Raw genomic sequence first — 24,991 nt, 5'->3', positions numbered from 1 at the left:
GTACTCTCTAGGGCTTTGTTTTCGCCCTAGAGCCAGTGGTTGCGGCGGAACCACCACCACATGACCGCGACCACGAGCACCATGAGGCCTAGCGCCATGAAGTAGCCGCCGGGCCAGTGCAGTTCCGGCATGACATCGAAGTTCATGCCGTAAATGCCGGCGACCAGGGTAGGAGCAGCCCACATGCCGACCACTGCAGAGATGGTGCGCATGTCGCTGTTTTGCTGCATGGTCACCTTGGCCACAGAGGCGTCGATAAGCGAGGTGAGGCGCTCGTCGAAGCCTGCCACCTGGTCCTTGACCACGAGCTCGTGGTCGTTGACGTCGCGCAGGTAAGAACGAATCTGCTTCGAGATCAAGTCCTTGTGGTCATTGATCATGGCTTTCAGCGCGACCGAAAGCGGGTCAATGGCGTGCTTCATCTCCAAGATCTCACGCTTGAACATGTAGATCCTGTCAATGTTGAACTTGGTCTGCGGCGTAAAGACCTCTTCCTCGATCTCATCGACCTCGATGGCGAGCAGGCGCACGATCTCGGAGTAGCGATCCACCATCATGTCAAGAATTTTCCATGCCATGGCTACTGGTCCGAGTTCGACCAAGTCCTGCTCGTCCTGGACCGTGTAGGCCAGGTTTGGCAGCTTGGCAGAGTGGCGGACCGTAATGATGAAGTTGCTCCCCAGAATCATCTGGATTTCACCTGTGGAGATGATCTGGCGCTTATCAGCAACCTCATCGTGGTCGCGGTAGTTGACCGAACGGGCGACCATAAACAGTTGATCGTCGTAGCGCTCGAGTTTGGGGCGCTGGTGTGCTTGGACGGCGTCTTCCACGATCAGTTCGTGGATACCAAACTCGGACGCAACCTTGGTCATCTGGGACTCATAAGGCTCATGCAGGCCTACCCACACGAATCCGCGTCCGTATTCCTCCACAGTCTGCAAAGCCGTGTGCGGGGTGAACTCGCCCGGAAGCGACTCGCCATCGACGAAGACCCGGCAATGTTCGATTGCTCGTTCTGCCGGAACAGAGAAAGTGCGGGAGGTACTGGGTGGATCGTTCTTCTTGCGTGGCCTAAAGGGCGACGGTACAGACGGCATCGTTTCAGCCTCCTTCACTTTATGAGCAGACGTGAGCCGAAATTGGTTTCGGCAGGCAATTTTTAACTAGCGGGTAAAGCCTACACTGCCACGGGGCATATACTAGTTTTCATGCCTACTTGGAAAGAAGTCACCGCTGCCAACCCTGCACACTCAGAGAACTTTGCCCGCAAGTGGAAAATGCTTGCTGCGCAGGGCAAGGATATCCACGGTGAGGCGCGTCTAGTGGACGCAATGGTGGAGCGAGGCTCCCTAATTTTGGATGCAGGCTGTGGCACAGGCCGGCTTGGTGGCGAGTTGGTCAATCGTGGCCACAAGGTCGTCGGTGTCGACGTCGATCCCATCCTCATTAGCCACGCGGAGCACGATTTCCCGGACGGCCAGTGGGTGGTAGGTGACCTCTCAGAGGACGAGATTCCGGAGGGTAACTTTGACTTGGCCGTGGCAGCAGGCAACGTTATGACCTTCCTCGCAGTAGATGGCCGTGAGGCCGCCCTGCGCAATATCTACAACTCGCTGCATTCTGACGGCCGATTTGTCGTCGGCTTTGGTGAAGGCCGCGGCTGGGCCTTTGATGACTTCCTGACCCTGGCCAAGGAGGTGGGCTTCCGCGTTGACTTCCTTTTCTCCTCGTGGGATATGAAGGTATTCAAGGAGAGCTCGACATTCTTGGTAGCGGTGCTGACCCGCCCAGGCGCAGACCTGCTTTAGCGTCCAGATACAGTCCTAGAGAATGACCGTCCTAAAGAATCTCGAGAAGGGTTCGAAAACAGTTAACAGTTCGCGAACTGTTCTAAAGCAGCCCGGCCTGTCGCCGCAGCTGGTGTCCGTGATCCACAGGTCCGTGCCCGTGTCCGACGCGCAGACCGTCGGCGTTTTCAATGGCTTCATGCAACCATGTGGTGGACCACTCAAGAGCGTCCGGCAGGGTTTCCCCCGCGCCAAGGCGTGCGGCTAGTGCCGACGAGAGCGAGCAGCCGGTGCCGTGCGTATTTTTCGTGTCTACCCGCGGGCTTGAAACCCGGCAGAGCACTCCTTCTGGCCCCACAGCGGCGTTGTCTGCGTGGCCTGCCTGCAAGTGACCGCCTTTGGCGATGACATAGGTGCCCGTTTCGCTGGCCCAGTCCTGGGCTATCGAAATCGCCTCTTCGAGACTGCTCGCGTGCGGCGTGGACGTTAGCACCGCAAGTTCTTTGAGGTTAGGCGTGATGACGGTGACCTGGCGGCAGAGTTCCCGTACTGCGGCTTCTGCCTTCTCGTCGAGGAGCCTATCCCCGCTAGTGGCCACCATGACAGGGTCCAAGACAATTGGGGTATTTGGGGCGAGTGCGTCCAAGAAGCGAGAAACACTGGCCACAATGTCCGCGGTGCCGAGCATGCCGATCTTCACTGCGTCAACCGTGACGTCGTCAAGCACTGCGTCAAACTGCTCCTGCAGGAACGAAAGAGGGGGAGTGTGCACCGCACGCACTCCCTGCGTATTTTGCGCCACCAAAGCCGTGACCACCGACATGCCATAGGCTCCTGCGGCCATAAAAGACTTTAGGTCGGCTTGGACGCCGGCACCGCCCGTGGGGTCCGTTCCGGCAATGGTCAAAACGCGTGGCAAAGTGCCACGTGGATCCGTGGATTCCACAACTATCCCTTCGCTAGTACTAACTGAGTGCAGGTTCTTAGGGTTTAATCTCAGCCGTTTTCAACGGCACCCCTTGTCGTAAGTTTTGAGGTTAACAAAAAGCACTATCTGGCGGAGATAAATTGTGGCAGATTCGGCAGAATCAGTAGCTTGAGAACAAAACAGAAACCGCCCCCGCGTGAGCAAGCTTAAAAGCTTGGCCAGGCGGGGGCGGGATGCAGGATGGCTGGGAGGCGGCGCTGAAGTGCGCGCCTGGCCCGTCATCGGCGTGACTTCATTTACTTATTCTTGTTGATGAAGTTGCGAGCGATGCGCTGCTGATCGGTGATCTCCAGGTTGCCGCGGTCGCGAGAAATCATGTTTTGGATCCAGTTGACAGCAACAGTGGTGCGGTTGCGGAAGCCAAGGACGTACATGATGTGCAAGCCCATCCAGGAAACCCATGCCGGGAAACCGTCGAACTCGGTCTTGCCCATCTTCACAACAGCGTTGAAGCGGGAGATGACGGCCATGGAGCCCTTGTCGAAGTACTCGAATGCCTCGTGCTCGTTGGCGGTGGACTCCTCGTCGACCTTTGCCTTGATGAGCTTGGCAACGTGTGCGCCACCCTGGATAGCAACCTGGGCCACGCCTGGCAGGCGGTTCAGGGAGATCATGTCGCCGACCATGTAGACGTTGTCGTGCTGGCCCACGGTCAGGTCGTCGTTGACGGAGACGCGGCCGGCACGGTCTGCTTCGACGCCAGCCTGGTCAGCAACCATCTTGCCCAGCGGGGAAGCGGACACACCAGCGGACCAAATCTTGGTTGCGCCCTCGAGAGTGACAACGTCCTCGTTCTTCATGTTCTTGTAGGTGACAGCGTCCTCGGTGACGTCGGTAACCATAGCGTTCAGACGTACGTCGACGCCGAGACGCTCGAGGGAGCGCTGAGCCTTGCGGCCAAGGCGCTTGCCGAACGGCGGCAGTACCTGTGGCGCACCATCCAAGAGGTAAATCTTGGCGCTGGTGGTGCCGTAGTTGGAGTACTGGTCGCGCAGCGTGCGGTTTGCAAGCTCGGCGATCTGGCCGGTCAGCTCCACACCGGTTGGGCCAGCACCAACGATGATGAAGGTAAGGAGGCGCTCGCGCTCGACAGGATCGTCAACAAACTCAGCCTTTTCGAAGGCAGACACGATGCGGGAGCGCAGCTCAAGTGCGTCATCCAGGGTCTTCATGCCCGGCGCGAACTCAGCGAAGTGGTCGTTGCCGAAGTAAGACTGGCCGGCACCAGCAGCTACGACGAGGGAGTCGTATGCGAAAGTACGGCTAAAACCGTCGAGCTCAGCGGTAACGGTCTGATCCTCGATGTTGATATCGGTTACTTCGCCGTTGACGAAGTGGGCATTATCCTGGCCGCGCAGCAGCTGACGGGTAGAAGGAGCAATCTCACCGGCGGAGATCATGCCGGTTGCTACCTGGTACAGCATCGGCTGGAACAGGTGGTGATTCTTCTTGTCAATCAGGGTGATCTCGACGTCAGCATTCTTTAGCTGCTGTACTGCGTTGAGACCGCCAAAGCCTGCGCCGATAACGACTACGTGGTGGCGGCCGCCGGCTGGGCGGTAAGGGGTTTCAGCCATGGTGGGGTGATACCTTCCTAAGAAAGCGAAAGTTTTTGTACCGAATCAGTCTAAACCCTAAATACCGTACATGCATACTTTATGTACCTTTAACTGGCTCTTCCTCGGCATGGCGAGGCATTTAGGTGGCTTTTTCAGATTAAAGTGAGTACAAAACCTTTAGTGCAGCTGGTCAAGGAGACCCCAAGAAAATGGCCAATTTTCCACACCTAGACACAATTGACGCTGCGCAATGGCCAAGCGTGGCGAATGTTCCATCAGTGAGCTTTGGGCAGTTTAAAGCCCGACGCGCAGAGGCGGAATTTGCCAAGACATGCGACCTGGCGGAGATCGACCTTGATCCGGAAACGGATTCAGAAGACGGTCCAGACATGGAGGTCCTACACGATGCGCTGTTTACTCGCATTGCGGCTACGGGATGGCTTGGTTTTGCGGAGTCTTATCTAGCAGGCGAGTGGACTACGGAAAACTCGGAGAAGCTGGTGAAGGTTTTACGCTGCCTGCTGCAGACTGGGTATCGGCCCAAGGCTAAGGACCTTGCACCGGAACTTTCTGCTCCGGGGGAGCTTCCTGTGGAGCTGGTCCGGTTATATGCAGGTGACGGGTATACACACAGCGGTGGCATTTTTGCCAGTGGGGTTCCCACGACGGTCCGCGAGGCGGTTCCTAGCTTTATCCAACAGGCGGGCAGGAAAGAGCCTAAAGAACACCTTGTTGACGTAACTAAAGTCAGTGAGCCAACGAGCGTGGATCGTAGTGATCTGCGGGACGGCCAGCGGCGCAGCGCACAGTGGCTCCTCGACGCCACGCATTCCGGTGCGGGTACGCATCTTTTGGTTTATCCCGCGACGGGGTTGAATGTGGCGGTGGAGGCTGTGAGTCGACGCGCAACGGTGGATGTGTTGACGGCCGATTCTGAGCAGCTTAACGAGTTCAACGAGATCTTGTTGCTCGAAGGCGCTGCGGATTCGGTACACGTGCAGCTTAGCGACGCCGTGATTCCTCACCCCAAGCAGTGGCGTGGGCGTTATGACGCGATTGTGAGCGTGGAGAAACTAGAGCTGCTCACTCCGGCTGAGCGCAAGCGCTTTGTGAGCGTCCTGGACCGTTCCTTGGTGCCAGGCGGGCGAGTTGCATTGGCCTCTACTTTTGCGACGGATGCGATGACGCCTGCTGGGCGGGCAGCACTGCAGGTGCTGCGGGCTTATATCTGGCCGGGTTTGGATTACCCGACCATCGAGGAAACACACAAGCTCTTTGACAAGCAGTCCAATCTTCGCATCGTGGCACAGACTCACGTGGGTAGCCATTACGCGGAGTCGCTGCGTGAGCAGCGTAGCTACTTTGACGGGCACCTGCGCGAAGCAGCAGCAGCGGGATTCGATCCGGTATTCCGCAGGCTGTGGACCTTCCAGTTCGCGTTGCGTGAAGCGCTCTTCGAGCTGGGCATGATCGACGCCGTACAAGTAACGGCGACCCATCGCAATCGCGGCGGCCGCCGTTAGGCTGCAATCGGCCACGCAGTAGCCCCAGGCAGGGTTAAGGGGCTAACTGGCTAAGAGGATAAGCGGTTAAGGAGTAACCACAGGGCGCGAGGCGCGCTCGAGCAAGACAGCGATGGAGTCGTAGCTCTTGCCGGAGATCATCTCCAGGCCCATCTCACAGGTGCGGTTATCGGAGACATAAGCATCGAAGTGCTCAGCCTCGAGGGAAGCGCGCTCCTCACGGGTAGCCGATTCCACCAGCTCTGGGTGGAGCATGATGCGGTCACCGGCGGAGCCACAGCACATAGCGCCTTCTGGAACCTTGGCGTGGCCACAGAGGTTGGCCAGCTGCACCAAGTCATCGCTGATGCCCATGTGCGCAGTGGAGCAGGTTGGGTGAACGGCGATGGTGCCCAAGTTCTGGACGATCGGTAGGTGAGGGGCAACCTCATCGCGTAGCCACTCGACGACGTCCATGATGCGCAGCTGGGACCATAATTCCTTGTCCGCTTCGGAGAGCACCTCTGGGACACTGTCGAGCAAGCCGTGGGTACAGCTGGCGGCATCCACGATGATGGGGAGCTTGCCGTGCTCAGACCAGTGCCACAGGTCGCGGACGATCTTGGTGGCCTGGTATTCGAAGCCCTCGGTGTAGCCCTTAGAAGACCAAGGAGTACCGCAGCAGTCGCCTGCTACATCATCCGGAATCCACACCGGTTGTCCGGAACGGCGGCCAAGTTCGACGACGGCGCGCGGCAGATCCACCGAATCCGGGGCGGCGCCAGCAGGGCGGCCAAAGATGCGGTTGATGCAAGCCGGGAAGTACAAGGCCTGTGCGCCTTCACGCGGTGTCTCCGGTAGACGGGACGCACCCTTAGGGAGTGGACCTGGCACGGCGGGCAGCAAGTCAGGGGAGATGACGTTGCGGGCCATGTTGGCGCCGAGCTCAAGTGGCTTGTGCGGAATCTTATTGGCGGAAATGACGCCAGCACGCGCGAGCTTCTCGACGAGCGCCCAACGCTGCGCGGTCGACAGGGCTACCTTCTCGGCCTTGGGGCCAGCTTCCTGCTTGCGCAGCTGCTTCATCACTGCGCCGGTGTCGATGCTGATGGGACACGGAATGGAACAGGTGCCGTCCGCCGCACACATGTCGACGGCATCGTACTGATATTCTTCTTGCAGCTGGCGCAGGACCGCAGAGCCTTCTGGTTGGCGGGCCATCTCGCGGCGCAAGACGATGCGCTGACGAGGGGTGACCGTGGCGTGGCGGGACGGGCAAACGGGTTCGCAGAAGCCGCACTCCACGCAAGGATTAATCATGTCCTCGACCTTGGGGAAGGACTTGAAATTCTTCAGGTGCACGGACTTGTCGCGGGTGAGCTTCACATTTGGCGCGAGGATGCCTTGCGGGTCAATCATGTTCTTGACTTCCCAGAAGAGCTCGAAGGCTTCGGAGCCCCACTCGTGCTCGAGGAATGGAGCCATGTTTACGCCGGTACCGTGCTCGGCCTTCATCGAACCTTGGTACTTGTCGATGACCAACTCAGCCAGCTCGTCCAGGAAGCTGGCATAAGATTCGCGTTCTTCGTCTAGATCGAAGCGCGGGGTAAGGAAGAAGTGCAGGTTGCCGAAGGCGGCGTGTCCCATCACCGACTCGGGGTAGCCATACTTGTGCTGCAGATCCAGCAAATCGGCGGCTGCGTTGCCTACCTCTGCGGGCGGGAAGCAGACGTCCTCGGTGATGTAGGTGGTGCCGTTCGGGCGGTCGGCTCCGAGCAGGCCGTACAAACCGTTGCGGAGCTCCCATGCGCCGCGCATGCCCTCTGGTGTGGTCTCGAATTCGAGTGGGCGTAAAAGCGGTGCGTCCTTGAGGACCTCCTTGAGGCGCTCCATCGCGGATTCGAGATCGGCGAGGTCGGTGCCGCCTACCTCGACGAGCAGTGCTGCTGCATCGTCATCAAGGTCGATCCAGGACTTTGGCGCGTGGGCGTAGTGTTCTGCCGAACGGCGCATCACCGGTGCGACGAGGAGTTCGCAGGCTTCAGCGCCTGCCTCCATGATTGGGTGCACGAAGTTGGCTGCATCGCGCAGGTTCGGTAACTCGACCCAGGTCGTGGCCTTGACCTTGGGAAGTTTTACCGTCTTGATGACGGACTCGACGATGGCGCCGAAAATGCCTTCGGAGCCGACGAGGAGGCGCTTTAGGATCTTGACCGGCTCGTCCTCGTCGAGGAAAGCGTCAATGCGTAGGCCGTTGGTATTGCGGATGGAGAACTTCTTGCGCAAGAACTCCACCATCTCGGTGTTCGCTCGCAGGCGGTCGCGGAAGGCGAGGAGGTTGGTGTGAAGTTCAGGCTCCTGTGCACGGAAGGCATCGTCGCCGCGAGCGGTATCGACAATGGTTCCGGAGGGCAAGACGAAGACGAGCTCATCGACGCAGTGGTAGCTATCGCGCTCCAGCGAACAGCGCATGCCGCCGGAGTTGTCGGCGAGGACGCCGCCGATGGTGCATACAGAGGTTGATCCTGGGTCCGGGCCGAGCATGAATCCGTGCCGGCCGAGGACTGCCTGGGCGTCGCCAAGCACAACGCCTGGGCGGGACCACAGCTTGCTGCCGCCATCCCTGACCTCCATGCCGGTGAAGTTGGTCTTTACATCAACCAAGATGTCATCTGACATTGCTTGGCCGTTGAGCGAGGTGCCCGCGGCGCGGAACGTCATGTGGCGGCCGTTCTCGCGGCAGTAGGTCATGAGCCTAGACAAGTCGCTGGCACTACGCGCTGACACTACGATTTGAGGAATAGATCGGTAGGGGCCGGCGTCGGAAGAGAATCGGACAAGGTCTGATAGGCGTCCGTGCACGTTTTCCGGACCGACGATGGCCTCCATGTCTTTGATGAGTGACATGGGGGAGCCGTTGGTGTACTTCGCCGGTACAGCATCTGCCTGGCTCGTTGATCCCTGTGGGCGAGAGATCTTTGTTGAATCGGGACTCAGAAGCTTTTGCATACATTCAACTTAGTCCCAGATATCTGTTGACCGATAGTAAGTGTGGCCTAACGTCACCTTCGTTTAACCACGGTTGGGGGCGGCAATTTTAAGCCCCTTCATTAGCGGTATCCCAACATGCGGAACTGATAGTTCATTTAACGGGATGTTGTGCTATGGTTTGGAAATCAATCAATTCATAGAAAGATATTCACCATGTCGGTGGGGATCGGGAAAGGGAAGTTGGCCTCAGGGGTATCTTTGCCTGGGGTAAGGTCCCTAACCTTTACCCCCACAGATTCCGCTCACAATGAAGGTGCCTGATGGCAAGCCGGGCATGCGAGTGGGGAAGAGGTGGGTAACTTCCAAGTAGTAAGGGCGAGTCACATGTCGAGTATGACTTCTCACCAGTATGAAGTAGCCGATCCGTCGGCGGCGCAGGAAGCGCAAAGCAGCTCTGAGAAGGTAGCGGTTTACGCATTTCCCATCGTGATTGTGCTGTGTGCAATTGCCGCCTTCATGAGTCCGTCGACCTTTGTCCCGGTTAGCTCTTATACGAGCCAGCTGCTTATGGTCATTATGTTCTCGATGGGCCTTACCCTGACGATCCCGGATCTTGCGCTCGTTGCCAAGCGTCCATTGCCCATCCTTATTGGCGTTGTATGCCAGTTTGTGGTTATGCCGACCAGTGCGGTGCTTGTTGCTAAGCTGCTGGGGCTTAACGACGCCGTTACCGTCGGCCTAATCCTGCTTGGTTCGGTTCCTGGTGGTACGGCATCCAATGTCATGGCGTACTTGGCAAAGGGTGACGTGGCGCTGTCTGTCGCCATGACGTCCGTTTCTACCTTGGTTTCCCCAATTATGACGCCACTGTTGATGCTGTGGCTGGCGGGGCAGAGCGCTGAGGTTGATGGAATGGGCATGATGTGGTCGCTGGTTCAGACGGTCTTAATCCCGGTTGCACTTGGCCTGTTGCTGCGCGTTGTGGCAAGCAAGGCGGTTGATTATGTCATCCCGGTGCTGCCGTGGGTGGCTATCGTCGGTATTGGTGCAGTGGTTACTGCGGTTGTGTCAAAGTCGCAGGATAAGCTGCTGACGGTTGGTCTTGTTGTATTCTTCGGTGTGGCCATTCAGAATGTCATCGGATTCCTCTTTGGTTACTACACGGCAAAGGTAACTCGTCAGCGCGAAGCAGCAGCGCGTACGACGGCTATCGAAGTTGCCACTCAGAACTCCGGTTTGGCCTCCGCGCTGGCGCTGCAGTTCTTTACGCCTGAGGCTGCATTGCCAGGCGTTGTGGCAGCCGTGTGGGCGAACATCACGGGCGCAGTATTCGCAGCACTCGTTCGCCGTAAGCCTTTGCCCGCTGAGGAGACCTCAGAGGAACTACTGAATGAGCCGGCGCACGTGAGCTAGTTGTGAGGTCAGGTGGGCACCTTATATAAGGGGCCCGGGGGATAACGACACAAATCCTAAATGACATAATGTACATTATCGGACAATTATTGAATAGTGGCGTTACGTCTATACGTCCCCGTGCATCTATATCGATTTTTCGGCACTCACGTATCAATTAGTTCTTGTGACGCGCATTTCCCCGGCTGGGTGCAGACGTCGCCGAGCGGCTTGGCTTTGTCCTGGGCTACTCGCGCGGCTCAACTCGTTGGATTTATATTGACCCGGTTGTTGGTCTGGCTTGTTGGTCCGACTGCTTGCCCCCGGTTTGGGTCCGGTTTTGGTCTGGCTCGGACGCGGTGGCTGAATTTGGGTTTTTCGGCTTTTGGGGTTGCTTCTCCCTAACTGAGTACACCACCGTTTAATGTCACTGTGACGTTAAACGGTGGTGTGAGTGGGAATTGCGGGTGTGCTCTAACGGCGGTTGTATGCAGTGATAAGTTGCCAGCCCGTAAGAATGCCGAGCAATACTGCGATGCCAAGGAGTAGCCACATTTTCTGGAAGCCGACAAATACTGCGAAGCTAATGAGCACCACGAGTCGGAACCAGATGACTGGGATTAGATGTTGAGAGTTCATGCCTGCGTATTGCTAGTTACTTCCGTATTGCTAGTTACTTCTGAAGCGTGACGCGAATGTTTACTTCGCCTTCTTTTTCAATCTTGGCCGCGATCATCTCTGGAGTCTCAATTCCGTAATCTAGACGGTTGACCGGAATGTTGCCGCCCATAACGATGGTCTCACCGTCGCGAACAACGTCGAATTCCTGGGTGACCTTCTTGGTCTTGCCCTTGATCGTTAGGTCGCCGGTCAGCTTAACCTTGGCCACCGAGCCGTCGTCTGGCACTGCAGAAATATCAGCAGGCTCAGTCAGAGTGAACGTGGCTTCAGGGAATTGGCGCGTGATAAACAGCTTGTCCTTCATGTTTTGGTCACGAACCTTTTTATCCGTGGTCAAGGTGGTCATGTCCACGGTGATCGTGCCTTCTTCGACCTTGCCGTCTTTAATGACAGCCTGGCCGGTCACGTCCTTGGTGGAGCCGGAGGTCGTGGTCTTCTCAGCAGGCAGAACCTCGTTGATGGTGAAACCAACCGAGGTGAAATTATGTGGCGTACCAGCAACAACGTTCCAGGTGCCATCGACATCGGTGCTAGCTGGCTTGGTGTGCGCTGCATCAACAGGCTTTGTCTGGACACCACGGCCCATGTAAATCGAATAGAACAACGGGCCAAGTGCAACCACCGTGGCGACGAGAATTAGCACCACGAAAATGGAAATGACCAGCTTGCGGTTACCTAGAAGCTTCTGCATTTTTCCTTATCTCAATTCCTCGAGCCGACGTGCCAAGGCGACGAGTTCAGTACACAGTTCCTGGAGCTCATCCCCGTCTGCACCTTCCTTCGCTGCCATCGCGACGTCCTCGGCTGAGCAGCGTAGTTCAAATAATCCATCCCGCAATTCATCAGCACGCTCCGGAGTCATGATCACAGCGTTCTTCGGAATTGATATACCCGAAACGTTATTACGCTGCTCATATGCGCGTTGCTTGCATGATGCGCTACAGAATTTGCGAGGGCGTCCGCGCCCTCCTTGTGGGATCTCCTTGCCGCACCATTGACACGATGCGACAGCACGGTCGCGGCTAGCTTGACGGATCACCTGTTACACCTTAGTCCATTTAACCCGGAGTGGGAACAAACGCACGCTGTACTTCGTTATACTGTTAGTTTCTTGGGTGATTTATATCAACCCTTCCGAGCACTCTTTATGAAAAGGATGATGTTGTATGGCAGATCGCGTACTCCGTGGTAGCCGTATGGGCGCCGTCAGCTACGAGACGGACCGTGACCACGACCTAGCACCACGCCAGATGGTCAAGTACCGCACCGAAGACGGTGACATCTACGAAGTTCCTTTCGCAGATGATGCGGAAATTCCTGAGGAGTGGATGTGTAAGAACGGTAAGCTGGGCACCCTTATGGAGGGCGAAGGCGTAGAGTCCAAGCCAGCCAAGCCGCCACGTACCCACTGGGACATGCTGCGTGAGCGCCGTTCCATCGAGGAACTCGACGAACTGCTTACCGAGCGCATCGATCAGCTGCGCTCCCGCCGCCGATCCGCTGCTCGTCTGCTTAAGGAGCAGCAGGAGAATCAGGGCTAGAACTCGGTTTCTGCAGCGCCGCACATGCAGCAGATAGCGCACAAAAGGGGCGCGCTACTTCCCCACTGCTGGGAATGTAGCGCGCCCCTTTCGTCTTAGTAGGCGGCTCATGGTGAGCCGCTCGGGGCCTACTCGGCTTGTGTTGCCTACTTGGACTTGCTGCCGAACTGGTGCTTCAGCAGGGACTGTACCTCGTCAGCGAAGTCGCCGGTCCAGGCAAAGCCTTCTTTGAGCTTGCCGGCTAGTCCCGGAAGCGAGCTGTGGCGGTAAGTGTAGGACGCGATGTTGCTGACCTCGCCAGCCAAGTCCTGGGCTTGCTCGGAACGGTGTGCAATGCCCCACTTGGTGACCTCGAAGAGGGAGTCCTTGACGAAGGAGCCGTCCAGTTTCGACTCACCGTACTCGCGCTCGGTGAAGGTGATTGGTACCTCGCGTACGTCCCAGCCATCCTTGACAGCACGGAAAGCCAAGTCAACCTGGAAGATGTAGCCAGCCTTCGACAGGTCGTCGAAGTCAATGGACTCCAGCAGCTCACGCGTAAATGCGCGGTAGCCTGCGGTCATGTCGGACAGGCCGGCGCCCAGCGCCACAGAGATGTACAAGTTGCCCAAGCGGGACAGGTACTCGCGGGAAGCAGGCCAGTTGATGGTCTCGCCGCCCGGTATGTAGCGGGAACCGATGACGAGGTCCGCGCCCTTGTCGATCTCAGCGAGGAGCAAGTGCAGCTGCTCAGGTGCGTGGGAACCGTCAGCGTCCATCTCACAGAGGACCTGGTAGTCGCGCTCCAAGCCCCACTTGAAGCCAGCAATGTAAGCACCTAGGAGGCCGCCCTTGCCCTCACGGTGGAGGACGTGCAGCTTGTCATCCTCAGCGGCCAGCTTGTCTGCAGCCTCACCAGTGCCGTCAGGCGAGTTATCGTCCACGATCAGAATGCTGACCTCTGGGGTTGCCTTGCGGACACGGCCGGTGATCAGCGGAAGGTTCTCAATCTCGTTGTAGGTCGGGATGATAACCAAGGTGGAAGCGTGGGTAGTGCTCACGTTTTAAAGCTCCTCGTTGTTTGCTGCCGGTGTAGCAGAGTTTTGTTTAGGCGCACGTTGCTTGCCACGGGCTCCTGGCTTTTCAAGATTGCCTGTCCTGCGTGCAGAACGGAGAGCAAGTAGTGCGCTGACTGTTCCAATGATAACCATGAGCCATTGCAGGAGCGAACCATACCTCACGGCAAAGGTCACTCCCTCGCGCAGCGGCAGCGTCTCAATGAGATACTTCGGTTCAAAGATTTCGCTGTGTTGGCTCACCCGGCCATCCGGATGGACAATGGCCGAGACTCCCGATGTTGCGGCGATAACCACGGCGCGGTCAGTCTCCAAGGCGCGCAGGCGGCTCATGGCTAGTTGCTGATAGGTCATGTCGGAGTAACCGAATGTGGCGTTGTTCGTTGGCGTCGAAAGAATCTGAGCACCGTTGTTCACCGAACTGCGGAATGCCTGGTCGAAAGCGACCTCGTAGCATGTGGCCACACCGACGAGAACGTCGTTCATCGTGACCACACCGGGGCCGTCGCCCGGCTTGAAATCGCTGGCTAGGTCGACCATGTCCGTGAACTTGCGGAAGAAATCCCGCATAGGCATCGTCTCGCCGAAGGGCTGCAAATACTTCTTGTAGTGGTGCTCTCCTACTTCCCCACCTGGCTCGAAGACCTGCATGGTGTTGCGGTAGCCCACCGCGTCCTTCGTTAGCGTGCCCACCAGAACGGGCGCGTCGATGGTGTCGACGGCGGCGTCGATAAGCATGCGTGCCTGCGCATCCTTAAAAGGATTGACGTCGGAGGAATTCTCCGGCCAGATCACCAGATCGATGGGGTCTTCCTTGTTTTCCTGGGCCGCATTGGCGGCTTCCTGTGTGACTCGGACGTGGTTTTCCAATACGGCTCTGCGCTGGGCGGCAAAATCCAGGCCCATCCGCGGGACGTTGCCCTGAATCGCGGCTACCTTGACTTCGCCCACAGTATGGTCCGGGCGGTTGATACCGAGCCCCGCCGCGAGCCCTGCCACCAAGGGAAGCACCACTGCCGCCGGCGCAGCCGCACGGAATTTTCCGCGGGCTTGTACCAAACCCACCAATCCGCACGCGCACATGACGGTGGCGAAAGTGATGAGCGCTGGCCCGCCCCACGGCGCCAGATTAGCCAACGGCCCTTCAATCTGTCCCCACGCAAGGCGGACCCAGGAAAAGCCGCCGAATGGAACGCTCGAGCGCAACATCTCGACCGCTACGTAAAAGAACGGGAACAAGAGGAAACCCGACCTCATGCGGGCAAGTGCAGCCCCGCCGATACCTAGCAAGATGGCATAGAGGGAGAGCCAGAATGCCAAAGCAATGTAGGGGAAATTACCCACCAACTCCCCGATCCACGGCAAGGTGAGCAGATAGAGAAAAAACGCGTGAAGGCTGGCGATTGCGGCTCCAGCTTTCAGGCTCACGTTTGAGCCTCTCCACGGCACCAAGGAGGCAAAGAGCAACGCGGTACCGAGGATCCCCATGGGCCACCAACCCAGTGGCTCAACAGCGCAAAAAGTAACGCCGCCTGAAACGCCGGCAAGCGCTAGGCGGCACAGAAACTGTTTCATTACTTCTTGGAGTCTCCCGCATCGTTTCCGGAGTCGTCGGACGAGCCCCTAGTGAAGTCATCGGGATCGAGGTTCTCGGTCCACTGACGGATCTCTTCCTCGTCGAGGACCTCCGGCTCTTGGCGGCTACCCTGGGCACCGCCTGGGTACCCCGTTGTTGAACCGTAGTCCGCAGCGTTTCCGAAGCTTCCATAGGAATCATGGTGCTGAGCCATGGGCGAAGCTTCAAAGATGCGGGTGCCCATGTGCTCAATCTTGCGCACCATAGAAGCCGCGAGAATCGTGCGCGCCAGAGAGCGTGTCGGCGCAAAGATGAGTAGCGCGCCGATGAGCGTTGAGACAAACCCCGGCATCGATAGCAACAGGCCGCCTGCCAGCGTCAGGCCCACGTTGCCGGCGGTCTTGCCAGCTTGGTTTCCGTCCATGTAGTAGATCCCGTCTTGCCCGCGCACAATCTGGCGGCTCATGATGCGGCGGATTTCAATACCTGCGATGGACATGCCGAAGAACATCGTCACGAACAAGGCCACGAGTGCCCACAGGATTCCAATCCACTTGGCCACGGCCCAAAAGGCGAGTGTCTCAAGCAAGGTATAGGCGATAAACAGAACGAATGGCATGGCCTCTACCCTACCCATCCGCGGCATACATGCCGTGGCCAACACCCGCTGACGTGTTTTCTACAACCGGAATCTAGGGGCGGTGAACGCAACGGTTAGACTCGCAGCCATGACTGATACCCCTGAAGCGCCCCACGTTATCACTGAAACGCCTCACGTAGGTTCGCCGCTGCTGCTTGACGACGCCGTCCATGGAACCGTCGCGCGTTTCCAACCGGTAGCCGGTGCGACGACGGCGGAAGACTGGATTGAAATCGCAGGACTGGCTCAGGATTTCGGCGATGGCAATGTCTACCTCGCCCAGAATGCAGCATTGGAGCTGCGCGGTGTTCACGACGTAACGCAGCTTGTTGCTCGCGTTAGCGCTCCTGCATTGAGCACGCTAAGCCAACCTGTCTTGGCTTCCCCTCTCTCGGCAGTCGCGCGTGAACTGGCCCGCGATATTGCGGCGGTTTGTGAGGGGCTGGAGGCAGCTTCCGAGCTTCTCCTAGGCGTCGATGACGGAAGTGGCGACATTGTTGCGGAGGGCGTCGACTATGGCGCGCTCTTACGCGGCACTGACAGTGCTCAGCTGATTACGCAGGGCGTGCTTTCCGACGCCGTGCTGGCCATTGAGGACCTCGTGCCCGCCTTGGTTAATGCGATTGAAGAAGCGGCGGCGAAGGCGCCGGAGGAAGCGTCTGCGGATACAGGCCGAACGGAAGAGCTGAGGCTGCCTGCAACGGAGACATCGGACAAGCCGGCCCAGCCCATCGGCTGGCTGGCTGAGCATACCCCTGAAGGGCGCGTTGACCTAGGAGCAGGACTGCACAAGGGAGTAATCCCAGCGAAGTTCGCGGACCTGATCGGACGCCTCGACGTCGATATCACGGTCACCCCGTGGCAGGGGCTCGTGTTCCATGACATCGCGGAGGGCGACGCCGAAGTGGTCCTGCGAGTGCTGGCACCACGCGGGTTTATCTTCGACGTGAATTCGCCTTTGCTGTAACAAGCAAGAACAAGCTAGCGCGGCATATGGCGCCACACGGGGCGCGGAACCACGCGCATGACCCATGCCAACGCCTGGAGGGGACGCGGAATCCAGAGGGTGCGGCTGCGCGGCGCGTCAGCAGTGCCCGCGCCCTTGCCAGACATGGCATCAACCACGGCGTCGGCAACCGCGTCTGGGGTCACCGAAAGCGGTGCTGGCTTCATTCCGGTGGTCATGGAACCGATGACAAAGCCCGGGCGCGCGGTAATGAGTGCGAGCGGGCTGCCGTGCAGGCGATCGGCAAGTCCTTGGCAGAAAGCATCGAGACCAGCCTTGGTGGAGCCATATACGTAGTTGGCGCGCCGGGCACGCCACCCAGCGATGGATGAGAAGGCGACGATGTGGCCGCGGGTCATCTCATCAGCAAGTACCGTCAGCATCGATACCTGGGCGCCATAGTCCACCAAGGCGATATCGAAAGCATGGGCTTCATCGCGCTCAGCACGGTCTTGGTCACCAAGGATGCCGAAAGCCACTACGGCGGTGGTGATTCCGTCGCTTTGCTCGCACAGCTCACGTGCCGCCCGAAATACGGCACGGTGCTGCTCGACGGCGGTGGCGTCGAAGTCGAGAGTATGGACTGCAGTTGCGCCCGCGGCACGAAGCTTCTTAATGTGCTCGTCCATGCCGTGGGTGCCGCGTGCTGCAAGGACAATCTCGTTTCCCGGAGCAAGACGCTGCGCAATCTCGCCACCGATGTCACTGCGCCCGCCGAGGATCAACACACCTGCCATCTAGCGGACCTCGCGGGGTGCCTGGTTGACGGATTCGTATCCATCCGCGGTGGTGTACACGATGTCCTCAAGACGCATGCCCCACTTGCCTGGCACGTAGATGCCCGGCTCGATGGAAAAGGCCATGCCCTCCTCAAGGACCAACTCGTTGCCAGCCATAATGAAGGGCTCCTCGTGGGTAGACAGGCCAATGCCGTGTCCGGTGCGATGCGTGAAGTACTCGCCGAAGCCGGCTTCCTCGATGACCTCACGAGTGGCGCGGTCGACTTCCTGTGCAGTCGCGCCGGGCTTGGCTGCTGCGCGGCCAGCTGCCTGGGCGCGCTCCAGTACTGCGTAAGCGTCCTGGAAGTCCTGAGGCGCTGCGCTCAGATCTCCGCCCACAACGTAAGTACGGGTGGTGTCGGAGTGATAACCCGAAGGCAGGGTGCCTCCGATATCAACGACCACTGGATCGCCTTCGCTCAGCACGCGGTCACCGTAGTCGTAGTGCGGGTTGGCACCGTTGGGGCCAGAACCGACGATGATGAAGTCGACCTCCACGTGCTGGCGGAGGATCAGCTCGCGCAGGTCCGCTGCGACGTCAGCCTCGGTGCGTCCTGCCCGGAGCAGACCAGGAACAGCAGCGTGGACGGCGTCGATAGCCGCGCCCGCCTTGGTCAGCTCCTCTAGCTCGGCGGAGTCCTTGCGGGTAAACAGCTCGGCCAAGGAGTAGGTGGCCAGCACGTACTGAGGCTGTGCACCAGACTGGGCGGACTCAGCAAGCAGGTCCTGGATTCGCAAGACGTGGTCAGCGGTCAACGATGCACCAAGCGCCACCGTGGGGGTACTGGAAGATGCCGTGGCACGCAGAGGCTCGCAGGCGAGCTCATAAGGGTTCTCGCCATCGCTCCAGCCGCGCAACTCCAAACCGAGCTGCGCCACAGGCGAGGAGTTGAGCGTTTCGATGTCCGTAGACGGGGCAACGATGAAAGGCTTGCCCGTGGGGCCAAGCACCAAAGCGGTCAGGCGCTCGTGGGAGGAGACCCAGGAACCGGTAAGATAAGCAAAGTCGGCGCCGGTACCCAAAATAAGCAGGTCAATCCCCTTTTCAGCGGATACCTCTTGAGCCCGCTGCAAGCGGTCGGCGTATACAGACACTGGAAAAGTACTGTTCGAATCAGACATGTGCATGAGCCTACCCGCGCACCCCGCGCCCTTTCATTTCAGGGGACGCGGTGTGCTTAAGCGCCGATGGCCACGACGCCGCGCTGAATTGCATCGATGGCGCGCCGGGCATTGCGGCGGATGTCTTCCTCGTAGCCGGTCTTGGCGATCTGCTGCAGCATGTCCACCACCTGGCGGCACCAGCGCACGAAGTCGCCGGGGGTAAGTTCCGCACCGGCTTCGTTCGCGGCAGCCATGCAGTATCCCAGCGGGGCTCCGGCGGCCCACTGATGGATGGCGAGTGCGAAGCCGGCTTCCGGTTCACGGGTGCGTGGGAGGTTATGGCGGGCCTCGTCGGCAATGAGCTCGGTGTAGATGCGATACGTAGCTTCCATGGCATCGGCCATGGCATCCGTGGCCGCTTCCGGCTCGCCACGGGTTTCCTTGCGGTTTTCAAAGAGGCACAGGGATGCCACACCGGCTAGCTCCGCTGGGTCTAGCTCATTCCAGATGCCACGCTTCAAGCACTGCGCTACGAGCAAGTCTGACTCGCTGTGGATCTGGGAAAGGCGCTCGCCTTCATCGGTGATGACTGGGCGGCGGTCTTCGCCAAAGCCTTGGAACTCGACGTAGTCCATTTCAGACAGCAAGTCGACGATACGTCCGAAGGTCTTGCCCAAGGTATCGGTAGCCCGCTCGACCTTCTTGCTGACCTTCTCGAGGTCCCTTTCGCGCCGCGCCAATTTTTGCGCGATACCCGCCAGTTGCTCGCGGTCGGTTGCTGGCCACGAGTGGGCCGGATGGTTGCGGATGGCGTCGCGTAGCTCGCCCACCTTCTTGTTGGTGCGGTTGCGCGGCGCCATGCGCATCTTCTTTGGGCGGTCGTAGCGGTTGTGCTTGAAGGAATCTTGTATGAACTTGGTGTTGCGACGCGGGTTTTTCTGCACCGGACGCGGGAGCTTCATGCGGCCCACGACGATTGGCGGATTGTTGATGCCGGAGACATCGATGCGGCCAGACCATCCAGTTTCGGTAGTCACCCATGGGCGTGGGTCCGCGGTTTGATTCGCGGGAGTGACCACGACGGCAAGAATGGGATGCTTCTTGCCGGCGATGGCGATGACGTCGCCCAACTGGAGACGGCTGAGCACCACGGCGACCTCTTGGTTGCGCTGCGCATTGTTGTTGGCGCGCACCGACTTCTCCTCGTCGGTGAGCTTGCGACGCAGGCGGATGTAGTCCATGAGAACCTCTGCTGGGTCTTCACCATCGCGTGATGGAGGTGCGAGTGCATCGATGGCGTCGTCAAGCTGATTGCGCAGCTCCCGCACGCGGTGCTCCGCCTTTTCGATCTCACGGGTCTCCTCGACGACCGAGCCATCAGCTTGGAACTGCGCGAAGGACTTCTCGAGCAGGCGTAGTGACTCCTCGAAGCCCAGCATGCCCAGCAGGTTGATAGCCATGTTGTAGCCGGGCGCAAACGTGGAAATCAGCGGGTAGGTACGCGTGGAGGCCAGACCTGCGACCGCATGCGGATCCATAGCTGGGGCCCACTGCACCACGGCATTGCCGATGGTGTCGATGCCGCGACGACCCGCGCGGCCGGTTAACTGTGTGTACTGGCCCGGGGTGAGATCGACGTGCGCCTCGCCGTTGAACTTCACCAGCTTTTCCAGGATGACCGTGCGAGCAGGCATGTTGATGCCCAAGGCAAGAGTCTCGGTGGCGAATACGGCGCGGACTAAGCCTTGCACGAAGAGGTCTTCGACGATGTGCCGGAATGCAGGAAGCATTCCCGCGTGGTGGGCCGCAAAGCCGCGGGACAATGCTTCGCGCCATCGCTTGAAGTCAAGGACCTGAAGATCTTCTTCTGGAATGCCCTCGACACCTGCGTCGATGATGGCCTTGATGCGCTCGGATTCTTCTTGCGTGGTGAGCACCATGCGGCTGCGCAGACACTGGTGGAGCGCGCCATCGCAACCCGCGCGGGAGAAGATGAACGTGATGGCAGGGAGCATGTCCATGCCCTGCAGAACCTGGAGAGTCTCAGGGCGGCCCAGCGGACGGTAGCGGTCCTGCGGGCGGGAGGCGCCGGAACGGCCGCGGCCACCCCGCCCACCGCGGGAGTTACGTGCATCGCGGTCAACGCCCTTGTGGCGGGCACGGGCGCGGAAGCCCTGGCCCGAATGGGCGTCGTTGCGCCCGTCGTCGCTATCGCCCGCCTCAAGACGACGGATGCGCCGTGCCAACTCGGCATTGACTTGGCCGCCGGACTCGGGCTCAAACAGTGGGTAGATCTTGCGGCCAATCATCATCCACTGGTCCAAAGGCACCGGGCGATGATCAGAGACAATAACCGTGGTGTCGCCGCGCACGGCGGAAAGCCACTCGCCGAACTCCTCCGAGTTGGACACTGTGGCGGACAGGCCGATGATGGAGACACTCTCGTCGAGATTCAGGATGACCTCTTCCCACACTGCGCCGCGAGAGGCATCGGCGAGGAAGTGGACTTCATCCATGACCACGTGGCTTAGGCGGTCCAACGCCCCGGACTCTGCGTAAATCATGTTGCGCAGAACCTCAGTGGTCATGACGAGGATTTCTGCCTGGGAGTTGATGGAGACATCGCCCGTGAGCAGGCCGACGGCGTCCGCGCCGTGTGCGGCGACAAGATCGTGGTACTTCTGGTTGCTCAGCGCCTTGATGGGCGTGGTGTAGAAGCAACGGGTTCCGCGGCTTAGCGCCAGGGACACAGCGAACTCGCCCACAATGGTCTTGCCCGCGCCGGTGGGCGCGCAGACGAGAACACCGTGTCCTTCTTCAACGGCTCGGCATCCCTCAACCTGGAAATCATCCAGCGGGTGGGACAGTCTATCGCGGAAGGTATCCAGGTGTGTGGAAGTCATAAGTCCACAGGTTACCCGCTGCTACAGGACGTCGTCGAAGAAGCCCGCGTTTAGCGGCGTACTTGGCGCCGAGTTAGGCGCTGCGGAAGGGGCGGTTGGCGGCGCGCCATGAGTGCGGGGTGCCAGGTGCGAGGAAGAAACAGGTTGTGCGGCTTCAACCGGCGTAGGCAGCCCGATACCCGTGGTGTCGTCATCCAACGCCGAAGCAGACTCGTCGTCCACATCCAGCCAATTCGGACGGTTGCGGTTGCGCCGTTTGTCATTGATGCGGCAGAACTGGAACGCGGATTCGATGAGGACCTCGAGCGCTACGCCCAAGACGATCATCGAGAAGACTTCCTGGCCCGGAGTAACCACCGCCGCGAAGATGAGGATGACCACAAAGATGATGCGGCGCTTGTTCCTGATCACTCGGTATTCCAAGATGCCGATGATGTTGAGCATGACTACCAGCAGCGGGATCTCAAAGCTCACGCCGAAGATGAGGAGCATCGCGAGAAGGTAGTAATAGTATCGCTCACCAGTCAGTGCGGCCGTTTGGAACTCCTCGCCCATGCTCATGAGGAACTCAAGGCCGACGGAGAGAATGTAGTAGGCCAGTACGGCGCCGCCAACGAAGAGAATGACGGCGGTGGTAACGAAGATGAAGGTGTACTTCTTCTCGTTCTTGTGCAGGCCAGGCACGATGAACGCCCAGATTTGGTACAGCCAAACCGGTGAGGCCAGCACAGTGCCAGCGAGTGCGCCCACTTTCAAGCGCAAAGTCAGCATTTCAAACGGGCTGGTCGCCAAGAGGCGGCACTCCCCGTCAGCGCTGAAGGAGGCGCGGCGCTCAGCAGGAAGTTCACAATATGGGCCACGCAGGATCTCGCCTAGCGGGCGCAGCCCAAAGGGAGCTTGTTCGTACCAGATGAATCCGATGACGGCGCCGATGGCGAGCACGACGAGTGAAATGACGATGCGCTTGCGCAACTCCTGAAGGTGCTCAACCAGCGTCATCTCGCCCGTGGGATTGGACTTACGTTTGCCGAACCTCTTGAGCAGGGGTCGCTTACGCGCTGGCCTTTGTTGGCCAGCAACACTTCCCTGTGCAGACATTGACATCGACCTTCCGTGAAAAGAAAAATCTGGAACAAATAAAGCGCCTCCGACACGGCTAATGCGTGTCAGAAGCGCTCACCACATCTATGAGTTTGGGTTGCCTTCAGAACGCGGCTGGGACTGGCGAGGCTGCATTTCCGGGCTGTTCCAGAACTCTTCGTCAGTCTGCTTCGCAGGCTTTGCGAGCTGGCCCTGCTGTTCATTCTCAGCCTTCATCTCGTTGACCTCAGACTTGAAAATGCGCATCGAACGGCCCATAGAGCGAGCCAGCTCAGGCAGCTTCTTGGCGCCGAAAAGCAGGACGACGACGAGGAGGATAATAAGTAATTCCCTAGGACCGATTGGCATGGGTGCCTCTTTCTGTTCGACAGGCTCATGTGGAGCTGGTCTATTGAGTTAACTTTCGGCTATTGAGTATAACGCTCAAGGGCCGTGATTCGCCGATCTGCAATTGCTTGAACAAGTGGTTCAGGGCCCACGACTCGCACTCTATCAGCTTGGCTGAGTGCGAAACGAATAAACCAGTCCTCGCCGCCAATTGGCATCGTTGCAGCTACACGACCATTTTTTAGGGTCTCACCTAAAGTCATATCGTGCTGCTCAGCAAGCCAAGTGAATTCTGGTTGAATCTCTAGTTGCGCAGTCTTGGCGTGTCGCATTTCGAAAGGCTGGTCAGGGTCAAAGTCGAGCTGACGAACGCGCGGATTAGCCTTTTCTTCCAGCACTTTTACTTGACGCATGCGGTCAAGGCGGAAGGTGCGGTGTGCGCCTACAGACTCGTCCCAGGCCACGAGGTAGGGCTCCGATTCGAAGATGAAAATACGCGCCGGATCGACGGTACGTTCCTTTTCTTGGTTGCTTGATGCGGACCAGTACTTGAAGCGCACGCGTTGGCGCTTGTCGACGGCGCCCGCAAGCGCGGCCTGCACCTCGGACTCAGTGGGGTCGATGTGCGCCAGCGAGTCGTAGATGGCTGCGGTCTTTTCGTCCATGATGTCGCGCAGCTTTGCAGCGGCGGACCGCACAGCGGCAGTGTCGATTAGACCCGGCATGGCTTCCAAGGACTCGAGGGTCAGCAGCAACGCGCCCGCCTCCGTAGGCGTGAGACGCAGTGCCTGGGTCAAGCCCTGATCGTTGTAGATCTGGATACCGTCGCGGTAATCAAAGGAAAGATCGATGAGGTCCTCTGTATTACGCCCAACGCCTGAACAAAAGAGGCGATCCACCGCGTCCTTGAGCTCCGCTGGTGTCATCCCCAGGTCCGTGGCGGCCTCCATTGGGCTTTGCCCTGGGTGGTTGCGGAAATAGGGAATCAGATTAAGTGAGCGCACCAGCGCCTGGAGCTTTTGGGAACCATCAGCCATGTCTACTTCTCCCCTTCCTGCGGGCGTTCTGCGGTAAGCAGCTCGATGATGGCGGCGCGAACCTCGGCGGGCTCGAGGACCTCAACGCCTGGTGCATAGCTAGCAGCAGTGCGAACAAGCCAGTCCTTTTCCACCCCATTCATGGCATAGAGCCCATCTTCCCGCTGTTTGCCAGCAGCAGCGAGCTCGAGCGCGCTGCCCTGCGGGATCGAAACGAGCGCGTCCACGGTCTCGCCGCGTTGGAGAGCCTCAACAACGAGGTCTTGCAGCGGGCCAGGCACAGTAAGGTGCGTGGCGTCCTGGCGCGACCTTTTGACGTTATCGATGCGCGTTGCACGGAACACGCGGGCCGCCTCACGGTCAACGTCCCAGCCAACCAAGTACACGCGGCTGTTGTGGTTGACTAGTCCCCACGGGTCCATCGTGCGCCGCACTGCCGGCGAGGAGGGCGTGGCGTAGTAATCAAAAGTAATGCGGAGATGCGCGCGCACCGCCGTGATGACTGCGGTGGTCAGCTCCGGGCTGATGCGGGTGATGTCGTTGACCGCAACGTAGACGGGTGCGCCGCTCAGGTCGCGGGATGCACCAGAGGCTGCGATCTTCGTCCACGCCGACAGCGTGAAGTCACTCAAGCCGCCTGGCTTGCCAATTCCGCCAGCCACGCCCAAGACCATGGCCTCCTCAGGAGTGAAGTCAACGGGCGGCAGCTGGTACTCGTCCTGGTTGAGGCGGTACATCGATCCATCCTCGCCACTGGAGTGGACCACTGGGACACCCGCGCGCTGCAGCGTGACGACGTCGCGCGAGAGCTGTTTTAAGAAGGCCTCATCGCTGCGATTCTGATAGCCCTCGACATTCTTGCGGATCCAAGCCGCGCTGCGGTCCGGGCTGCCGCCACCATGTGCCGCGCCTTGCAAGGCAAAGGAAAGGTTGGTCAGCCGCTCGACGGCCTCGTCGCGCTTTGCCGGATTCCCTTCAGCCATGCGGGCATGCTCCTTCACATCGGTTATATGCAAACA

At 59.1% G+C, this 24,991-nt stretch carries 22 protein-coding genes and 1 riboswitch; of the genes, 5 read left to right on the top strand and 17 right to left on the bottom strand.

The annotated features are described in order from the left end of the window. Positions 1-26: 26 nt before the first annotated feature. The gene (gene corA / locus HMPREF3153_RS05855; RefSeq protein WP_070420300.1) at positions 27-1,100 is read right to left on the bottom strand and encodes a magnesium/cobalt transporter CorA; all 1,074 of its coding nucleotides are present in this window, start codon (positions 1,098-1,100) and stop codon (positions 27-29) included. 111 nt (positions 1,101-1,211) lie between these two features. Between corA and HMPREF3153_RS05850 the strand changes: the two genes are divergently transcribed. Then, positions 1,212-1,811: a class I SAM-dependent DNA methyltransferase gene (locus HMPREF3153_RS05850; RefSeq protein ID WP_070420299.1), complete on the top strand. Its 600-nt coding sequence runs from the start codon at positions 1,212-1,214 to the stop codon at positions 1,809-1,811. A gap of 82 nt (positions 1,812-1,893) precedes the next feature. Here the strand turns inward: HMPREF3153_RS05850 and thiD are convergent, their stop codons facing one another. Then, on the bottom strand, positions 1,894-2,736 hold the full coding sequence (gene thiD, locus HMPREF3153_RS05845; protein ID WP_083280959.1) for a bifunctional hydroxymethylpyrimidine kinase/phosphomethylpyrimidine kinase: 843 nt from the start codon (positions 2,734-2,736) through the stop codon (positions 1,894-1,896). Next, positions 2,724-2,820, bottom strand: a riboswitch (TPP riboswitch). It overlaps the preceding gene by 13 nt. Before the next feature lie 194 nt (positions 2,821-3,014). Then, positions 3,015-4,355 carry an NAD(P)/FAD-dependent oxidoreductase gene (locus HMPREF3153_RS05840; protein WP_005531479.1) on the bottom strand — a complete coding sequence of 447 codons (1,341 nt, stop codon included), beginning with the start codon at positions 4,353-4,355 and terminating at the stop codon, positions 3,015-3,017. A gap of 191 nt (positions 4,356-4,546) precedes the next feature. On the opposite strand from HMPREF3153_RS05840, the gene HMPREF3153_RS05835 reads away from it, so the two are divergent. Then, complete coding sequence (locus HMPREF3153_RS05835; protein WP_070420298.1) at positions 4,547-5,860, top strand: class I SAM-dependent methyltransferase; 1,314 nt, start codon at positions 4,547-4,549, stop codon at positions 5,858-5,860. A 66-nt stretch (positions 5,861-5,926) separates the two neighbouring features. On the opposite strand, the gene HMPREF3153_RS05830 is transcribed toward HMPREF3153_RS05835, so the two are convergent. Then, a complete protein-coding gene (locus HMPREF3153_RS05830) occupies positions 5,927-8,848 on the bottom strand; it encodes an FAD-binding and (Fe-S)-binding domain-containing protein (RefSeq protein ID WP_070420297.1) in 2,922 nt (973 codons plus the stop codon). A 366-nt stretch (positions 8,849-9,214) separates the two neighbouring features. Between HMPREF3153_RS05830 and HMPREF3153_RS05825 the strand changes: the two genes are divergently transcribed. Next, positions 9,215-10,243 carry a bile acid:sodium symporter family protein gene (locus tag HMPREF3153_RS05825; RefSeq protein ID WP_210385554.1) on the top strand — a complete coding sequence of 343 codons (1,029 nt, stop codon included), beginning with the start codon at positions 9,215-9,217 and terminating at the stop codon, positions 10,241-10,243. Between the two features lie 453 nt (positions 10,244-10,696). Here the strand turns inward: HMPREF3153_RS05825 and HMPREF3153_RS12720 are convergent, their stop codons facing one another. The 3 genes from HMPREF3153_RS12720 to HMPREF3153_RS12420 are packed head-to-tail and all read right to left on the bottom strand — an operon-like array spanning position 10,697 to position 11,939. Continuing rightward, on the bottom strand, positions 10,697-10,861 hold the full coding sequence (locus HMPREF3153_RS12720) for a hypothetical protein (protein ID WP_005531483.1): 165 nt from the start codon (positions 10,859-10,861) through the stop codon (positions 10,697-10,699). Positions 10,862-10,895: 34 nt separating this feature from the next. Beyond that, entirely contained in the window at positions 10,896-11,594 is a 699-nt protein-coding gene (locus HMPREF3153_RS05820; protein ID WP_070420295.1) for a YceI family protein, read from the bottom strand. Positions 11,595-11,600: 6 nt separating this feature from the next. Continuing rightward, entirely contained in the window at positions 11,601-11,939 is a 339-nt protein-coding gene (locus tag HMPREF3153_RS12420) for a hypothetical protein (protein WP_083280961.1), read from the bottom strand. Positions 11,940-12,069: 130 nt separating this feature from the next. On the opposite strand from HMPREF3153_RS12420, the gene HMPREF3153_RS05815 reads away from it, so the two are divergent. Next, the gene (locus tag HMPREF3153_RS05815) at positions 12,070-12,444 is read left to right on the top strand and encodes an RNA polymerase-binding protein RbpA (protein ID WP_046645993.1); all 375 of its coding nucleotides are present in this window, start codon (positions 12,070-12,072) and stop codon (positions 12,442-12,444) included. Between the two features lie 146 nt (positions 12,445-12,590). Here HMPREF3153_RS05815 and HMPREF3153_RS05810 read toward each other — a convergent pair whose 3' ends face one another. The 3 genes from HMPREF3153_RS05810 to HMPREF3153_RS05800 are packed head-to-tail and all read right to left on the bottom strand — an operon-like array spanning position 12,591 to position 15,694. After that, positions 12,591-13,484, bottom strand: a complete 894-nt coding sequence (locus tag HMPREF3153_RS05810; protein WP_070420294.1) for a polyprenol monophosphomannose synthase — start codon at positions 13,482-13,484, stop codon at positions 12,591-12,593. Positions 13,485-13,487: 3 nt separating this feature from the next. After that, positions 13,488-15,074, bottom strand: coding sequence for an apolipoprotein N-acyltransferase (gene lnt, locus HMPREF3153_RS05805; protein ID WP_070420293.1), 1,587 nt, complete (start codon positions 15,072-15,074; stop codon positions 13,488-13,490). Further along, the gene (locus tag HMPREF3153_RS05800) at positions 15,074-15,694 is read right to left on the bottom strand and encodes an FxsA family protein (RefSeq protein ID WP_070420292.1); all 621 of its coding nucleotides are present in this window, start codon (positions 15,692-15,694) and stop codon (positions 15,074-15,076) included. Before HMPREF3153_RS05800 ends, lnt begins: the two co-directional genes overlap by 1 nt. 109 nt (positions 15,695-15,803) lie before the next feature. On the opposite strand from HMPREF3153_RS05800, the gene HMPREF3153_RS05795 reads away from it, so the two are divergent. After that, entirely contained in the window at positions 15,804-16,682 is an 879-nt protein-coding gene (locus HMPREF3153_RS05795) for a hypothetical protein (RefSeq protein ID WP_070420291.1), read from the top strand. Between the two features lie 14 nt (positions 16,683-16,696). Here the strand turns inward: HMPREF3153_RS05795 and HMPREF3153_RS05790 are convergent, their stop codons facing one another. The 7 genes from HMPREF3153_RS05790 to HMPREF3153_RS05760 all read right to left on the bottom strand — a co-directional run bounded on the left by HMPREF3153_RS05790 (position 16,697) and on the right by HMPREF3153_RS05760 (position 24,955). Further along, a complete protein-coding gene (locus tag HMPREF3153_RS05790) occupies positions 16,697-17,458 on the bottom strand; it encodes an SDR family oxidoreductase (protein WP_070420290.1) in 762 nt (253 codons plus the stop codon). Next, a complete protein-coding gene (locus tag HMPREF3153_RS05785) occupies positions 17,459-18,622 on the bottom strand; it encodes a M24 family metallopeptidase (RefSeq protein ID WP_070420289.1) in 1,164 nt (387 codons plus the stop codon). Between the two features lie 56 nt (positions 18,623-18,678). Continuing rightward, positions 18,679-21,507, bottom strand: a complete 2,829-nt coding sequence (locus HMPREF3153_RS05780; protein WP_070420288.1) for a DEAD/DEAH box helicase — start codon at positions 21,505-21,507, stop codon at positions 18,679-18,681. 21 nt (positions 21,508-21,528) lie between these two features. Further along, positions 21,529-22,605: a twin-arginine translocase subunit TatC gene (gene tatC, locus HMPREF3153_RS05775; RefSeq protein ID WP_371440901.1), complete on the bottom strand. Its 1,077-nt coding sequence runs from the start codon at positions 22,603-22,605 to the stop codon at positions 21,529-21,531. A gap of 87 nt (positions 22,606-22,692) precedes the next feature. Next, positions 22,693-22,956: a Sec-independent protein translocase subunit TatA gene (tatA, locus tag HMPREF3153_RS05770; RefSeq protein WP_046645989.1), complete on the bottom strand. Its 264-nt coding sequence runs from the start codon at positions 22,954-22,956 to the stop codon at positions 22,693-22,695. Positions 22,957-23,015: 59 nt separating this feature from the next. Beyond that, on the bottom strand, positions 23,016-23,972 hold the full coding sequence (locus tag HMPREF3153_RS05765) for a helix-turn-helix transcriptional regulator (RefSeq protein ID WP_070420286.1): 957 nt from the start codon (positions 23,970-23,972) through the stop codon (positions 23,016-23,018). Positions 23,973-23,974: 2 nt separating this feature from the next. Beyond that, a complete protein-coding gene (locus HMPREF3153_RS05760; protein ID WP_070420285.1) occupies positions 23,975-24,955 on the bottom strand; it encodes a helix-turn-helix transcriptional regulator in 981 nt (326 codons plus the stop codon). Positions 24,956-24,991: the final 36 nt, after the last annotated feature.

The sequence above is a fragment of the Corynebacterium sp. HMSC06C06 genome (assembly GCF_001807295.1).
GTDB lineage: Bacteria > Actinomycetota > Actinomycetes > Mycobacteriales > Mycobacteriaceae > Corynebacterium > Corynebacterium striatum.
The sequence above is the reverse complement of the archived record's forward strand: the minus strand, read 5'-3'. Positions and strand labels throughout refer to the sequence as shown.

What these genes read in the sequence shown, in the direction of transcription:
- corA (WP_070420300.1), bottom strand. Translation starts at nt 1,100, where the DNA reads ATGCCGTCTGTACCGTCGCCCTTTAGGCCACGCAAGAAGAACGATCCA.
- HMPREF3153_RS05850 (WP_070420299.1), top strand. Translation starts at nt 1,212, where the DNA reads ATGCCTACTTGGAAAGAAGTCACCGCTGCCAACCCTGCACACTCAGAG.
- HMPREF3153_RS05840 (WP_005531479.1), bottom strand. Translation starts at nt 4,355, where the DNA reads ATGGCTGAAACCCCTTACCGCCCAGCCGGCGGCCGCCACCACGTAGTC.
- HMPREF3153_RS05835 (WP_070420298.1), top strand. Translation starts at nt 4,547, where the DNA reads ATGGCCAATTTTCCACACCTAGACACAATTGACGCTGCGCAATGGCCA.
- HMPREF3153_RS05830 (WP_070420297.1), bottom strand. Translation starts at nt 8,848, where the DNA reads ATGCAAAAGCTTCTGAGTCCCGATTCAACAAAGATCTCTCGCCCACAG.
- HMPREF3153_RS05825 (WP_210385554.1), top strand. Translation starts at nt 9,215, where the DNA reads ATGTCGAGTATGACTTCTCACCAGTATGAAGTAGCCGATCCGTCGGCG.
- HMPREF3153_RS12720 (WP_005531483.1), bottom strand. Translation starts at nt 10,861, where the DNA reads ATGAACTCTCAACATCTAATCCCAGTCATCTGGTTCCGACTCGTGGTG.
- HMPREF3153_RS05820 (WP_070420295.1), bottom strand. Translation starts at nt 11,594, where the DNA reads ATGCAGAAGCTTCTAGGTAACCGCAAGCTGGTCATTTCCATTTTCGTG.
- HMPREF3153_RS05815 (WP_046645993.1), top strand. Translation starts at nt 12,070, where the DNA reads ATGGCAGATCGCGTACTCCGTGGTAGCCGTATGGGCGCCGTCAGCTAC.
- lnt (WP_070420293.1), bottom strand. Translation starts at nt 15,074, where the DNA reads ATGAAACAGTTTCTGTGCCGCCTAGCGCTTGCCGGCGTTTCAGGCGGC.
- HMPREF3153_RS05800 (WP_070420292.1), bottom strand. Translation starts at nt 15,694, where the DNA reads ATGCCATTCGTTCTGTTTATCGCCTATACCTTGCTTGAGACACTCGCC.
- HMPREF3153_RS05795 (WP_070420291.1), top strand. Translation starts at nt 15,804, where the DNA reads ATGACTGATACCCCTGAAGCGCCCCACGTTATCACTGAAACGCCTCAC.
- HMPREF3153_RS05790 (WP_070420290.1), bottom strand. Translation starts at nt 17,458, where the DNA reads ATGGCAGGTGTGTTGATCCTCGGCGGGCGCAGTGACATCGGTGGCGAG.
- HMPREF3153_RS05785 (WP_070420289.1), bottom strand. Translation starts at nt 18,622, where the DNA reads ATGTCTGATTCGAACAGTACTTTTCCAGTGTCTGTATACGCCGACCGC.
- HMPREF3153_RS05780 (WP_070420288.1), bottom strand. Translation starts at nt 21,507, where the DNA reads ATGACTTCCACACACCTGGATACCTTCCGCGATAGACTGTCCCACCCG.
- tatC (WP_371440901.1), bottom strand. Translation starts at nt 22,605, where the DNA reads ATGTCTGCACAGGGAAGTGTTGCTGGCCAACAAAGGCCAGCGCGTAAG.
- tatA (WP_046645989.1), bottom strand. Translation starts at nt 22,956, where the DNA reads ATGCCAATCGGTCCTAGGGAATTACTTATTATCCTCCTCGTCGTCGTC.
- HMPREF3153_RS05765 (WP_070420286.1), bottom strand. Translation starts at nt 23,972, where the DNA reads ATGGCTGATGGTTCCCAAAAGCTCCAGGCGCTGGTGCGCTCACTTAAT.
- HMPREF3153_RS05760 (WP_070420285.1), bottom strand. Translation starts at nt 24,955, where the DNA reads ATGGCTGAAGGGAATCCGGCAAAGCGCGACGAGGCCGTCGAGCGGCTG.